The organism is Burkholderia sp. Ac-20345, from assembly GCF_017104825.1.
Taxonomy (GTDB): Bacteria; Pseudomonadota; Gammaproteobacteria; order Burkholderiales; family Burkholderiaceae; genus Burkholderia; species Burkholderia lata_B.
Map to the genome: position 1 here is coordinate 1 of NZ_JAAGPO010000150.1, position 13,275 is coordinate 13,275.

Here is a 13,275-nt window from a genome sequence, read left to right on the forward strand (position 1 = left end):
TCCCGCGCCGGCGCGGGCCGACGTCGAACAGGCGGCCGACGATCACGAAAAACAGTGGGACGAGGAACACCGCGAGCACGGTCGCCGTGATCACGCCGCCCAGCACGCCGGTGCCGATCGCCATCTGCGCGCCGGACGCGGCGCCCGACGCGAACGCGAGCGGCAGCACGCCGACGCCGAACGCGAGCGACGTCATCACGATCGGCCGCAGCCGCAGGCGCGCGGCCTCGAGCGCCGCGTCGACGAGCGACATGCGCTGCGCGACCAGGTCCTTCGCGACTTCGACGATCAGGATCGCGTTCTTCGCGGACAGCCCGATCGTCGCGATCAGCCCTACCTTGAAATAGATGTCGTTCGGCATCATCCGCAGCGTGACGCCGAGCACCGCGCCGATCACGCCGAGCGGCACGACCAGCATCACCGCGAACGGAATCGACCAGCTCTCGTAGAGCGCCGCGAGCGCGAGGAACACGACGAGCACCGACAGCGCGAACAGCATCGGCGCCTGCGCGCCCGACAGCCGCTCCTCGAACGACTGCCCCGACCACGAGAAGCCGGTGCCGGCCGGCAGCTTCCCGGCGAGCCGCTCGATCGCGGCCATCGCCTCGCCGCTGCTGTGGCCTTCCGCGGCCGAGCCGTTGATCGTGAACGACGGAAAGCCGTTGTAGCGCGTGAGCTGCGGCGGCCCGAGCGTCCAGTGCAGCGTCGTGAACGCCGCGAGCGGCACCATCTCGCCGCGCGCATTGCGCACGCGCAGCTTCTTCACGTCGTCCGGATCGAGCCGGTGCAGCCCGTCGGCCTGCACGACCACGCGCCGCACCTGCGTGCCGTGCATGAAGTCGCCGATATAGTCGGAGCCGAACATCACCGCGAGCGTCGTGTTGATCTCGTCCATCGACACGCCGAGCGCGGACGCCTTCGCGCGATCGATGTCGAGCTTCAGCTGCGGCGCGTCCTGCGTGCCGGCGAACATCAGGTCGGCCAGCGCCGGATCCTTGCGGCCCGTCGCGAGCAGCTGCTCGCGCGCGGCGCTGAACGCAGCGTAGTCGAGCCCGCCGCGGTTCTGCAGCCGGAAGTCGAAGCCGCTCGACGAGCCGAGATCGGGCAGCGCCGGCGAGTTCATTGCGAACACCGTCGTGTTCGGCGTGCTCGCGAAGCGCTCATTGATGCGTGCGACGATCGCCTGCACGTGAGCGTCTTCGCTCTTGCGCTCCTTCCAGTTCTTCAGCGTGACGAAGATCATCCCGCCGTTCGGCCCTTCGCCGTACAGGTTGAAGCCGCCGAGCGCATACGTGAACGCGGTCGGCTCGTCGCGGCGGATGGCCGACTCGACTTCCCGCACGCTCTGCATCGTTTCCGCGAGCGGCGTGCCTTGCGGGCGGATCACCATCACCATGAAGTTGCCCTGGTCCTCGTCCGGCAGGAACGCGGTCGGCAGTTGCATGAGCATCAGCCCCGCGACGCCGGTCAGCGCGCCGTACACGACGAGCCAGCGCACCGGCTTCTTCAGCATCTTGCCGACGCGCGTTGCATAGCGCTGCGTCGAGCTCGCGACGAAGCGGTTGAACCAGCCGAAGAAGCCTCGCTTCTCGTGATGGCCGCCGGACACGGGCTTGAGCAGCGTCGCGCACAGTGCGGGCGTCAGCGACAGCGCGAGGAAGGCCGAGAAGCCGATCGACACCGCGAGCGACAACGCAAATTGCCGGTAGATGTTGCCCACCGCGCCGCCGAAGAACGCCATCGGCAGGAACACCGACGTCAGCACCACGGTGATCCCGATGATCGCGCCGCTGATCTGCTTCATCGCCTTGACGGTCGCGTCGTAGGGCCCGAGCCCCTCCTCGACCATCAGCCGCTCGACGTTCTCGACCACGACGATCGCGTCGTCGACGAGGATGCCGATGGCGAGCACCATCCCGAACATCGTCAGCACGTTGATCGAGAAGCCGGCCGCATACATCACGCCGAACGTGCCCGCGAGCGCGACCGGCACGACGAGCGTCGGGATCAGCGTCGCACGCAGGTTCTGCATGAACAGGAACATCACGAGGAACACCAGCACACCGGCCTCGATCAGCGTCGTGACGACCTTGTTCATCGATACGCGCACGAACGACGACGTCTCGTACGGGATCTGGTACTTCACGCCCGGCGGAAAATACGCGGACAGCTCGTCCATCGTCGCGCGCACGCGCTTCTCGGTGGAGACCGCGTTCGAGCCCGGCGCGAGCTTGATGCCCATCCCGGTCGCGACCTTGCCGTTCACGTACGACGGATAGTTGTAGTCGTTGCCGCCGAACTCGATGCGTGCGACGTCGCGCAGAGTCAGCGCGGAGCCGTCGGCCTGCGTGCGCAGCGCGATCGCGCCGAAATCGGCCGGCGTCTTCAGCGGCGCATCGGCGAACACGGTCGCCGCGATCGGCGCGCTGGCCGGTACCGCGCTGCGGCCGATGTCGCCGATCGTCACGCGCGCGTTGTGCGCACGCACGGCCGACGCGATGTCCGACGCGGTGAGGCCGTGCCCGGCCATCTTCACCGGGTCGGGCCAGATCCGCATCGCGTATTCGGCGCCCCAGAACTGCACCTTGCCGACACCCTCGACGCGACGCAGCGCCTGCACGACGTTCGCCGACGCATATTCGCCGAGCTGCACGGCGGTCATCCGCCCGTCGTCGGACGTCAGCGACACCACGAGCTGAATGTTGTCGGCGGCCTTCTCGACCTGGATGCCGTCGCGCCGCACCGGTTCGGGCAGCCGCGCCTCGACCGTCTTCAGCCGGTTCTGCACTTCGACGGCCGCGAGATCGGCGTTCACGCCCTGCTTGAACGTCAGGTACAGCGACGCCATCCCGGCGCTGCTGGTGGCCGATGTGTACATCAGCCCCGGCGCACCGTTCATTTCGCGCTCGATCAGCGCGGTCACCGATTCCTCGACGACCTGCGCGGACGCGCCCGGGTACGTCGCATAGATGCTGACGACGGGCGGTGCGATGTCCGGGTACTGCGCAACGGGCAGCGCGCGGATCGCGAATGCGCCGCCCAGCATGATGAAGATTGCGATCACCCACGCGAAGACGGGGCGATCGATGAAGAAACGTGCCATGGTGGTGTGGTGTTAACCGGTCAGGTTTGACGGGCGGCCGCCTGCGAAGCGGCCGCTGCCGGCGCTGCCTTCGACGGCGGCGCCTTCTCGACGGGCTTGACGGCCGTATCGGGCGCGAACTGCGCGGCGTTGTCGACGATCACGCGCTCGCCGCCCGCAAGGCCGCGCGTGATGCGCCAGTCACGGCCGCTCATCTGGTCGGCCGCGACCTCGACGTCCTTGACCTTGCCGTTCGTGCCGACGACCCGCACCGACGTCCGGTCGGCCGTGCGCAGCAGCGCATCGCGCGGCACGAGGATCGCCCGCTGGTCGACCGCCGTGTCGAGCGCGATCCGCACATACGCGCCCGGCAGCAGCTCGCGCTCCGGATTCGGGAACAGCGCGCGCATCGCGACGGTGTCGGTGGTCGGATCGACCGCGAGATCGCTGAACAGCAGCTTGCCCTTCAGCGGATACGCGGTGCCGTCGGCGCGCAGCAGCGTCACCGCGATGTCGTGCTGCGCAATCCCCGTCGCGCGCCCGCTCTTCACCGCGCGGCGCAACGCGTCGACGTCGGCGGCCGGCTGCGAGAAGTTCACGTAGATCGGATCGAGCTGCTCGACGGTCGTGAGCGGCGTCGCCTGGTCCTGGCCGACGAGCGCACCTTCGGTCACGAGCGCGCGCCGTGCGCGGCCCGCGATCGGCGCGGTGACGGTCGCATAGTCGAGCTGCAACTGCGCCCGTGCGAGCTCCGCCTTCGTGGACGCGACGTCGGCCTTCGCCTGCGTGTCGTTCGCAACAGCCTCGGTGTGGTCGCGCTCGCTCACCGCGCGATCGCGCACGAGATCGTCGTAACGGCGGCGCTTGTCGCTCGCCGCGAGTGCGGCGGCCTGCGCCTTCGCAAACGCACCCTGCGCGGCGTCGCGCGCGGCCTTCAGCGGCGCGGGATCGATGCGGAACAGCACCGCGCCCTGCTTCACTTCCTGGCCTTCCTCGTAGGTGCGCGCGGTCACGATGCCCGCGACCCGCGCGCGCACTTCCGCCTGCCGGTAGGCGTCGAGCCGGCCCGGCAATTCGACGGTCATCGGCACGGCCGTCGGGCGCACCGTCACGACCGTTGCCTGTTTCGCGGCCTCCGGCGCGGCGTCCTTGTCGCCCTTTCCACATCCTGCCAGAGCCAGCACGGCCGCCAGCGCGAACGGCGCCAGCCGGTGGCGCAACAGGGAGCGATTGTTATTCATGTATGACCTCGGATCGTTCGCCGCCGATAAAATGCGGCGGCTCAGGGTGGTCGATTATAATCAGTCACGACTGATTAAATACACACCGTTTCAATCTGACCGTCACACTGTCTCAATAAAACGACAGCGAATTGTAAGGAATTTCAGGACATGGCCCGCAAGACCCGCGAAGAATCGCTCGCCATCAAGCACCGGATCCTCGACGCAGCCGAGCTCGTGCTGCTCGAGAAAGGCGTTGCGCAAACCGCGATGGCGGACCTCGCCGAGGCCGCCGGGATGTCGCGGGGCGCCGTCTACGGCCATTACCGCAACAAGATGGAAGTGTGTCTCGCGATGTGCGACCGCGCGTTCGCGCGCACGTCGGAAGGCTTCGACGCGGGCGAAGGGCTGCCCCCGCTTGCCACGCTGCGGCGCGCCGCGTCGCACTATCTGCAGGAATGCGGCGAGCCGGGCCCGATGCAGCGCGTGCTCGTGATCCTCTATACGAAGTGCGAGCAGAGCGAGGAAAACGGCGCGCTGCAGCGGCGTCGCATGCTGCTCGAATTGCAGATGCTGCGGATCACGAAGGCGCTGCTGCGCCGCGCGATCGCGGCCGGCGAAGTCGCCGCCGATCTCGACGTGCACCTGGCCGCCGTCTATCTCGTGTCGCTGCTCGAAGGCGTGTTCGCGTCGATGATCTGGACCAACCGGCTGCGCGGCAACCTGTGGACCGACGCCGAGGCCATGCTCGACGCCGGCTTCGACACCGTGCGCACGTCCGCCGCGCTGCGCATCCGCGCGCACAAATTGCCGGACTGACGGAATTTGTCGTAATAAATGCTGATTTAACCCGATTTACCGCACTGCGAAACGAATGAGCTGACCCCCTTTAAAATTTTTAACGTTTTGCGGAACATCGGTAGACTGACGCTGTCATCTTTCTTTAGCGTCTTCGTGATAACCGGGTTCGACCCGGTATGCACGCCGCCGTTCGAAGCGGGTCCACCCGCGCGTTGGGTCGAACGGAAACGATACAGGCCCCTGGCGGGGCCTGTTTTGTTGCACGCCCGCCGCCCGCCCCGTCGCTGCCCGACGGATGTGCCGCCGGTGGCCCCTGCCCACACCCCTTTGAACCGCTTTCCTGGATGTGGACACCTTGGTCAAGTCTGACGCTACCCCTGATGCTTTCGCGCCCGGCCGCGCGCAGCGCGTCGTGCGCGCGCTCGTACCGGCCGCCGTGCTCGGCGCCCTCGCCGCACTCGGCCTCGCCGCGCTGCCGGCCGTGTCGCAACTGCCGGGCGCCGTCGACTCCGGCACGGCCGCGCTGCCGCAGCGCGTGCTGTCCGACACGCCGTTTCCCACCGCGCAGCATTTCGTGACGAGCGAACTCGCCCGCACGATCGGCGAGCGCAACGATGCCGGCGAACGCAACGACCGCAGCCACCAGCCGGGCCTGTTCGCACCGCTCAGCGCGCACCGCAACGAGATGCTCGGCTATGCGAACCTGTTCCAGTTCGCGGCCCCTGAAAACCAGCACGGGATGCGCGCGGGCGACATCGAGCTCACGTTGTCCGATACGCTGAACCGTCTCGATGTACCGCCCGAGGTGCGCATCCAGCTCGGCGATCTCGTCAGCGGCAAGGTCGCGATGCGGGCGAGCGCGCAGCGCGGCGACTACTACCGCGTCGCATTCGATACGAATGACGGCACGCCGCGCCTCACCGCGCTCGAACTGCGCGTCGCCGGCCGCACGTTCGGCGCGATCTGGTTCCGCGCGCCGGGCGCCGAGCACGGCGCGTACTACGCGCTCGACGGCTCGCCGCTCGAAGCCGCCGCATTCACGATGCCGGTCAAGTGGACGCGCATCAGCTCGTTCTTCGGCGAGCGCATCCATCCGCTGTCGCAGGCGATGGCGTTCCACACGGGCGTCGATCTCGCCGCGCCGAGCGGCACGCCCGTCAATGCGGCGGCCGACGGCGTCGTGTCGTTCGTCGGCACCGATCCGGGCGGCTACGGCCGCTACGTGATCGTCGATCATGCCGATGGGTACTCGACCTACTATGCGCACCTGTCCGCGTACGCGCACGGCCTCAAGACGGGCGAGACCGTGAAGCAGGGCCAGCGCATCGGCTCGGTCGGGATGACCGGCGCCGCCACGGGCCCGCACCTGCACTTCGAGGTGCGCGTCGCGAACGATCCGGTCGACCCGCTCGTCACGCTCGCGAGCGCGCAGACGGCGCTGTCCGACATGCAGCTCACCGCCTTCCGCCACGAAGCAGCGCAGTGGCGCTTCCGTCTCGCGTCGATCAGCACCGCGCCGTTCGCGTTCGCGCAGAACGATGGGCCGCTGTGGGGCGATTTCGCGACCGACTCGTCAACGCTGCGCGCGGTCTTCAATACGCATTACTCGGCGTCGTGACGCATCTGCCGCCCGCCGCCGCTCGATGAGCAGCGGCGCGCGCGGCCGGCCCTCTACCGTCCTTGTCCGTACTGCCCGCCGGGCCCGACCTGCCCGGCGTACGGCCCACTGCACACATTCACCCGTACGGCTTCACCGGCCATTCGAAACGGCCGCGGCATGCCGTCACCGCGCGGGTTCCGTGTATTCGGCCGCCGCATGCGCGGCACGTTCCGCGCGCGGGCGACGCGACAGCAGCCAGCGTGCCGCGCCGTCGAGCGACGTGCACAGCACCAGATAGATCAGCGCGACGAACAGGAAGATCGGCGCCGGATACACCATCAGCCGGTTGTTCACCTGCGTCGCGACGAACGACAGTTCCGGCACGCCGACGATATACGCGAGCGACGTGTCCTTCACGAGCGCGACCCACTGGTTGACGAACGACGGCGTCATGATCCGGATCGCCTGCGGCAGCAGCACGTAGCGCACCGTCTGCCAGCGCGTGAGCCCGAGCGACAGCCCGGCCTGCCATTGCCCGTCGCCGGCCGCGACGATGCCCGCATGCACCGCATGCGCGAGATACGCGCCGCCGATCAGCGCGAGCGCGCACACGACCGTCGCGAGCCCCGGCACGTCCATGTGCAGCAGCATGGGCATCAGGAAGTAGGTCCAGAAAATCAGCATCAGCACCGGAATCGCGCGGAAGAAGCCGATGAACGCGAGCAGCAGCACGCGTGCGGGGCCGCGCGCGAGCGCCATCGCAACGCCGAGCGCGATCCCGAGCACGGCCGATGCGACGGCCGACGCGATCGCGAGCAGCAGCGACAGCGCGGCGCCGCCGAGCGGCCCTTCCGGAAACGCGCCGACGAGCAGGTACGGCAGATTGGAGAACAGCAGTGAAAAATCCATCGTCAGCGCCCCGCTCCCAACCGGTCGCGCCATTGCGTCGCCGCATACGCGCCCGCTTCGATCGCGGCCACCGCCGCGACGTACAGCACGGTCGCCACGCCGAATGCGGCGAACGTCTTGAACGTCTCGGTCTCGACCTGCCGCGACGCATACGACAGCTCGGCCACGCCGATCGCCATCGCGAGCGACGAATTCTTCACGAGATTCATGTATTGGCCGAACAGCGGCGGCAACGCGATACGCACGGCCTGCGGCAGCACCACGTAGCGCAGCGACTGCATCGGCGTGAGGCCGAGTGCGGCCGCCGCGTCGTGCTGCGCGCGCCGCACGCCGCGCAGGCCCGCTTCGCATTCCTCGGCGACGAACGCGGCCGTATACGCGCTCAGCCCGACCCAGCCAGCGACGAATTCGAACGACGGCCATGCGAGCGTGAACGGGCCGACGCTCAACGCATGGCGCGCGTTCAGCCACGCGATCCACGTGTCGGGCAGCAGCGACGCGACGCCGAAATACCAGAACAGCAACTGCACGAGCAGCGGCGTGTTGCGGAACGTGAGAACGTACGCGGCCGCCAGTGCGCGCGGCAGCCTGCCGCGCGCATGCCGCATGACCGCGAGCAGCAGCCCGCCGGCGGTCGCTGCGACGGCCGACGCGGCCGCGAGGCCGAGCGTCAGCAGGAAGCCCTGCCAGAGCCAGGACAGATATTTGGGAGCCAACCCGAGCATGCTGTGTTACGGGCGCGAAGCGCGCGATCGGAAGAAAACGGAAAGCGCCGCGCGGCCGAGGGTCCGGCCGATCGCGGCGCGCGTGCGATGCGGATCAGGTCTTGTCGCCGATCCGGAAGATGCGCGTGAGCGGTGTCTTCGTCGTCGGCCCGAACCATGCGTCGTAGATCTGCACGGCGCGGCCGTTCGACTCGAGCCCCTTCAGCGTGTCGTTGACGAAGCCGAGCAGGCGCGTCTCGCCCTTCGGCACGCCGACGCCCATGTAGTCGTTCGAGATCGTGAACGCCGGGATCTCGTAGTTCTGCTTGTCGGGCACGTTCGCGAGCAGCCCGATCAGCTTCGGGCCGTCCTGCGTGATCGCCTGCACGTTGCCGGCGCGCAGCGCGGCGAACGCGAACGGCGTGTCGTCGTACGCGACGATCGTCGCCTTCGGGAATTTCTCGCGCAGCGTGATCTCGTTGGTCGTGCCCTTGTCGGCGCCGACGCGCAGCGCGTTCAGTTGGTCGGCCGATTTCAGCACGCCCTTCTTCGCGAGAAACTGCTGGCCCGACGAGAAATACGGAATGCTGAAGTCGACCTGCTTCGCGCGCTCGTCGGTGATCGTGAAGTTCGCGAGCACGAGATCGACCTTGCCGGACGTCAGGAACGGAATGCGGTTCGCGGGGTTGGTCGGCTGGAGCTGCAGCTTCACGCCGAGCTTGTCGGCGAGCGCCTTCGCGTAGTCGACGTCGAGGCCGACGATGTGATTGCTTTTGCCGTCGACATAGCCGAACGGCGGGTTGCTGTCGAACGTCGCGACGCGCAGCACGCCGGCTTTCTTGATGTCGTCTAGACGGTCCGCATGCGCGGCGGTGCCTGCGGTAACGAGTGCAGCCCCGATGAGCCACGTAGCGAGAGTGTGGAATTTCATGAGCACGACCTGATTTGTTATGAAGGCCGCCGCGGATCGCGCGGCGGCCCGGTTCGAAGAACATCGCGACGGAGTGTGTCGTCGCGAAGCCGCTAACGTATCAGCGCGTGCGGCGAATCCGAACCAACAAATGGTGCTTTGCTCAGCGGGTTTCGTGATGAGCCATGAGGGCCGCGGGCACGGCATCGTACCGCGCGCTGCCCGCCGCGCCCCGCTTCCCGCGCATCACCCGGCGAGCGCGGTGGCCGCCTCGTCGATCAGCGCCGCGACGGCCACCGGTTTCGACGCGAGCGACGCATGGCTCGCATCGAGCGTGATGACCTTGCGCGCGTCCATTCGCGCCGACATCCGCTGCTGGTTTTCCGGCGCGATCATCCGGTCTTCGCTCGAGATCTGGTACCACGACGGTTTCACGCGCCACGCGGGCGCGTGGATGGTGTCCGCGAAGGTGCTCGCCACCGGCGCCTTCTGCGTGACGGCCATCACGAGCGCTTCGTCCGACGAAAGGTCCTGGCAAAAGCTCTCGTGGAATTTGTCGGGCTTGATCCACAGATAGCCGTCGCTGTCGGGCGCGAGGTTCGGCGCGGCGGCCGGCAGGTGTTCCTGCGTGATTCCGCCGGGGCTTTCGCCGGCGTCGGGCGCGAATGCGGCAATGAACACGAGGCCCGCGACGTTCGGCAGGTTGCCGGCCTCGGTGATGACTGCGCCGCCGTACGAATGGCCGACCAGCAGCACGGGGCCCGCCTGCTGCGCGACCATCCGGCGTGTGCGTTCGGCGTCGTCGGCGAGCGAGGTCAGCGGCAATTCGACCGCATGCAGCGATTCATGGCCCTTGCGCGCGAGTTCGACGATCACTTTTGCCCAGTGCGCGGCGCCGCCCCAGAAGCCGTGCACGAGCACGATCGCGGGTTTGCTCATCATGACTCTCCTTGACGTGGCATGTCATCGAACCGTCACCGGCCCGGCCGATCCGGACCGTCGCGCGGACATGCAGCAACCAGCATAGGCGAGCCGCCGCGCGCGACCAACCCCGCCGGGGCCGGCGTGAGATGCAGCGCACAAAAAAAGACGCCCGCTGCAAGCAGCGGGCGCGAATCCCAGTCAAGGAGGTGTCACACGAACTACGGGCCCAGATTAAGGAATTCGCCCGTCATGGACAACGAATCGATTTCAATATCGATATGACGGGACACGCTCACGCCGGCACTTCACGGGTCGAGCAGTGGATGCCGCCGCCGCCCGACGCGATGCCGAGGATGTCGACCTGCACGATCGCCCGGGTTCCCGCATACGGCCGGATCGCTGCGACCGCGGCCGCGTCGGCCGCCACGTCGTTGAACTTCGGCATGACGATCGCACCGTTGCACGTGTAGAAATTGATGTAGCCGGCCGCGAAATTCGTCATCTGCAGGTCGGTCAGGCGCGTGCCGGCCGACGTGCCGAAATTGGCCGGCGGCACCAGCTCGACGATCCGCAGCGGCCGGCCGTTCGCATCGGTCTGGCCCGCGAGCCGTTGCCGGTTGGCGTCCGTCAACGCGCGTTCGCCGGTCGAATTCGACGCGTCGTAACAGCACGCGACCACGCCAGGCGCGATAAAGCGCGCGTAGAAATCGACGTGTCCGTTCGTGATGTCGGTCTCGCCGGCCGGGGTTGCCGCGCCGCCGGCACCGCCCGCTCCGCTGCCGCGCGGATAGGTCGCCGTGCCCGGCAGCCAGATGATCTTCCGCACACCGAGCGTGCGCTGCAGTTCGGCGAGCACGGTGTCTTTCGCCGTCGGCAGGAGCGACGCATTCGCGATCACGCCGTTCGGGATGTCGAACAGTTGCGGATTCCGGTTCACGTGCAGCACGGACGATTCGGTGAGGATCGCTGTCGCATCGCCGTCGAATTCGAGCGCGCCGCCTTCGAGCGTCAACGTGCTGCGGATCAGGTTGGCGCCTTTCGTCTGCGCCATCCAGCCCGCCACCGCGCTGTCGCGCCCGAACGGATGGAAGAACTTGCCCGTCTTCGACCGGTTGCTCGCGGCCGCGACCTCCGGCGGAACCGTCGTCCCCGCGCTCAGGCCCGCGCCGTCGGTATTCGCATTGCCCCAGCCGTTGAAATTGAAGCTCACCGCATTCAGCGCGTTGCCGTTCGCCGTGTCCCTGACGAACACGCAACCCGTGTCGCGCAACCAGAAATCGTTGAAGCCGTCGGCGAGCGGGACGAGGTTGATCCCGCCGGTACCCGCGGCACGTGCCGCGTAACGCGCATGCAGGTCGGGATTCGCGGCGCTCGCGGTCCCGAGCAGCGCGCGCGCCGCGTCCAGGTCGGCCGGCAGCACCAGCATCTCGACCGGTTCGGTTGCGCCGATTGCCTTCGCGACGTCCATCAGGTCGGCACGCACGCGGTCGATGCCGGCATCCGGGCTCTGCGGCGTGACGGGCATCCAGATGCCGTCCGCGCCGGACGCAAAGGCCATGTAGGTCGATGCGTGCGGTGCATCTTCGGCCGGCAGTCGATACGTGACCTGCCGCGCCGACGACGTCGCGCCCGGCAACGCGGAAGCCGCGCCGGATGCACTGTCGCCGCCGCCACCGCAGGCTGCCAGACTGCCCAGCAGCGGCAAGCTGAGCAAGGGGGCCGAATACCGGATGAAGTCGCGCCGGCCGGTATCCGGCGTGTGCGGCGAACGCTTGCCTGCGCTTGCGTGGGTACGTCGTTTCGTCATGTTTCAACTCCATTTCGCGGACGGCGCGTGCGTACGCGCCGGCTTCCATCTCGCAAGACGGATTCCGCATTGTTTTCAGTAGTCCGGAATTAACCGCTGCCTGCTACGGTCGTGCGGGCCGGTCACGCATGCCGGCCCGCGGCCGTGCTCAGGCCGGCTGCTGTTGCGTGGTGCAGTGGATGCCGCCGCCGCCCGCGGCGATGCCGTCGATGTTCAGCTGGATGACCTCGCGCCCCGGAAACAGGTCGACGAGCGTGTCGCGCGTATTGCGGTCGGCGCGGCTGTCGCCGAACTCCGGCGCGATCACCGCACGATTGCACACGTAGAAGTTGATATAGCCGGCCGCGAATTCCGCGTTCTCGTACTGGTGCCGGACGTTCTTCGGCCCCGGCAGCACGACGACCTTCAACGGGCGGCCCTTCGCATCGGTGGATTTCCGCAGGATCTCCAGGTGCTGCCGCGTCACCGCGTGATCGTACGACGACGGATCGGTATCGAGCCCCGCCACCACGACGCCCGGGCTCGTGAAGCGCGCGTAGAAGTCGGTATGCCCGTCGGTGATGTCCTTGCCTGCGATGCCCGGCAACCAGATGATCTTCTTCAACCCGAGCAGCCGGCTCAGTTCCGCCTCGCACTGTGCCTGGCTGACGCCCGGATTGCGGTTCCGGTTGAGCACGCAGCTGCGCGTGATGATCGCCGTGCCTTCGCCGTCCACCTCGATGCCGCCGCCTTCGAGCACCAGCCGCGTGTCGAGCAGCCGCACGCCCGCGCGCTCCGCCACGAACGGCGCGACTTCCGCATCCTGGTCGTGCTCCTGCTTGTTGCCCCACCCGTTGAAATTGAAGCTCACGCCGCCGAGCTGGCCCGATGCGTTCTTCACGAACACGGGCCCCGTGTCGCGCATCCACAGATCGTCGATCGGGTGCTGGACGAGCTCGACCGACGAACCGCACAGCCGCGATGCGATCGCATAGTCCTGCTCCCGCACCAGCATCTTGAGCGGTTCGTGCGCGGCGATCACCTTCGCGATCGCGGCCAGGTTCGCGCGCGCAACGGGCAACAGCCGCGCGCCCCAGATGTCCTCGCTCGGGCCGAACGCCATCCAGGTCGCCGTGTGCGGCGCACCTTCGTCCGGCATGTGCCAGGTTGCGCCCTGCTGCGCGTGCGCGGCGCGGCCGAGCAACCCGCCCAGCGCGCCGGCGGCCAGCGCCGCCCCCGATACGGACAGGCCGCGTTTCAACAGTTGACGTCTCGTTGTCATGGCATTCCTCTTTCGCTTGCCGGTTGCTTCGTTTGCTTCGGTTGTTTCAATCGTTCG

10 protein-coding genes are annotated in these 13,275 nt (G+C 67.9%); 2 read left to right on the forward strand and 8 right to left on the reverse strand.

What is annotated here, in order from left to right:
- On the reverse strand, window positions 1–3,103 hold a 3,103-nt coding region (locus tag G3O06_RS34425), incomplete at its 3' end, for a multidrug efflux RND transporter permease subunit (protein WP_205818875.1).
- A 20-nt stretch (window positions 3,104–3,123) separates the two neighbouring features.
- The gene (locus G3O06_RS34430) at window positions 3,124–4,323 is read right to left on the reverse strand and encodes a MexX/AxyX family multidrug efflux RND transporter periplasmic adaptor subunit (RefSeq protein WP_205818876.1); all 1,200 of its coding nucleotides are present in this window, start codon (window positions 4,321–4,323) and stop codon (window positions 3,124–3,126) included.
- Between the two features lie 150 nt (window positions 4,324–4,473).
- Here G3O06_RS34430 and G3O06_RS34435 point away from each other — a divergent pair, with 150 nt between their 5' ends.
- The gene (locus G3O06_RS34435) at window positions 4,474–5,121 is read left to right on the forward strand and encodes a TetR family transcriptional regulator (RefSeq protein ID WP_205818877.1); all 648 of its coding nucleotides are present in this window, start codon (window positions 4,474–4,476) and stop codon (window positions 5,119–5,121) included.
- A 337-nt stretch (window positions 5,122–5,458) separates the two neighbouring features.
- Window positions 5,459–6,721: a M23 family metallopeptidase gene (locus G3O06_RS34440; RefSeq protein WP_205818878.1), complete on the forward strand. Its 1,263-nt coding sequence runs from the start codon at window positions 5,459–5,461 to the stop codon at window positions 6,719–6,721.
- Window positions 6,722–6,886: 165 nt separating this feature from the next.
- On the opposite strand, the gene G3O06_RS34445 is transcribed toward G3O06_RS34440, so the two are convergent.
- The 6 genes from G3O06_RS34445 to G3O06_RS34470 form a co-directional block, all read right to left on the reverse strand.
- On the reverse strand, window positions 6,887–7,612 hold the full coding sequence (locus tag G3O06_RS34445; protein WP_174980008.1) for an amino acid ABC transporter permease: 726 nt from the start codon (window positions 7,610–7,612) through the stop codon (window positions 6,887–6,889).
- Window positions 7,613–7,614: 2 nt separating this feature from the next.
- Window positions 7,615–8,337 carry an amino acid ABC transporter permease gene (locus tag G3O06_RS34450; RefSeq protein WP_174912332.1) on the reverse strand — a complete coding sequence of 241 codons (723 nt, stop codon included), beginning with the start codon at window positions 8,335–8,337 and terminating at the stop codon, window positions 7,615–7,617.
- A 94-nt stretch (window positions 8,338–8,431) separates the two neighbouring features.
- Window positions 8,432–9,247, reverse strand: a complete 816-nt coding sequence (locus G3O06_RS34455; protein ID WP_205818879.1) for an ABC transporter substrate-binding protein — start codon at window positions 9,245–9,247, stop codon at window positions 8,432–8,434.
- Window positions 9,248–9,472: 225 nt separating this feature from the next.
- The gene (locus G3O06_RS34460) at window positions 9,473–10,168 is read right to left on the reverse strand and encodes an alpha/beta hydrolase (protein ID WP_174912338.1); all 696 of its coding nucleotides are present in this window, start codon (window positions 10,166–10,168) and stop codon (window positions 9,473–9,475) included.
- 274 nt (window positions 10,169–10,442) lie between these two features.
- Window positions 10,443–11,957: an agmatine deiminase family protein gene (locus tag G3O06_RS34465; protein WP_205818880.1), complete on the reverse strand. Its 1,515-nt coding sequence runs from the start codon at window positions 11,955–11,957 to the stop codon at window positions 10,443–10,445.
- A gap of 148 nt (window positions 11,958–12,105) precedes the next feature.
- Window positions 12,106–13,218: an agmatine deiminase family protein gene (locus tag G3O06_RS34470; protein WP_205818881.1), complete on the reverse strand. Its 1,113-nt coding sequence runs from the start codon at window positions 13,216–13,218 to the stop codon at window positions 12,106–12,108.
- Between the last annotated feature and the right edge of the window lie 57 nt (window positions 13,219–13,275).

Excerpts from the sequence above, each read along its gene's own strand:
- G3O06_RS34465 (WP_205818880.1), bottom strand. The coding sequence starts at position 11,957 with ATGACGAAACGACGTACCCACGCAAGCGCAGGCAAGCGTTCGCCGCAC.
- G3O06_RS34435 (WP_205818877.1), top strand. The coding sequence starts at position 4,474 with ATGGCCCGCAAGACCCGCGAAGAATCGCTCGCCATCAAGCACCGGATC.
- G3O06_RS34450 (WP_174912332.1), bottom strand. The coding sequence starts at position 8,337 with ATGCTCGGGTTGGCTCCCAAATATCTGTCCTGGCTCTGGCAGGGCTTC.
- G3O06_RS34460 (WP_174912338.1), bottom strand. The coding sequence starts at position 10,168 with ATGATGAGCAAACCCGCGATCGTGCTCGTGCACGGCTTCTGGGGCGGC.
- G3O06_RS34430 (WP_205818876.1), bottom strand. The coding sequence starts at position 4,323 with ATGAATAACAATCGCTCCCTGTTGCGCCACCGGCTGGCGCCGTTCGCG.
- G3O06_RS34470 (WP_205818881.1), bottom strand. The coding sequence starts at position 13,218 with ATGACAACGAGACGTCAACTGTTGAAACGCGGCCTGTCCGTATCGGGG.
- G3O06_RS34445 (WP_174980008.1), bottom strand. The coding sequence starts at position 7,612 with ATGGATTTTTCACTGCTGTTCTCCAATCTGCCGTACCTGCTCGTCGGC.
- G3O06_RS34455 (WP_205818879.1), bottom strand. The coding sequence starts at position 9,247 with ATGAAATTCCACACTCTCGCTACGTGGCTCATCGGGGCTGCACTCGTT.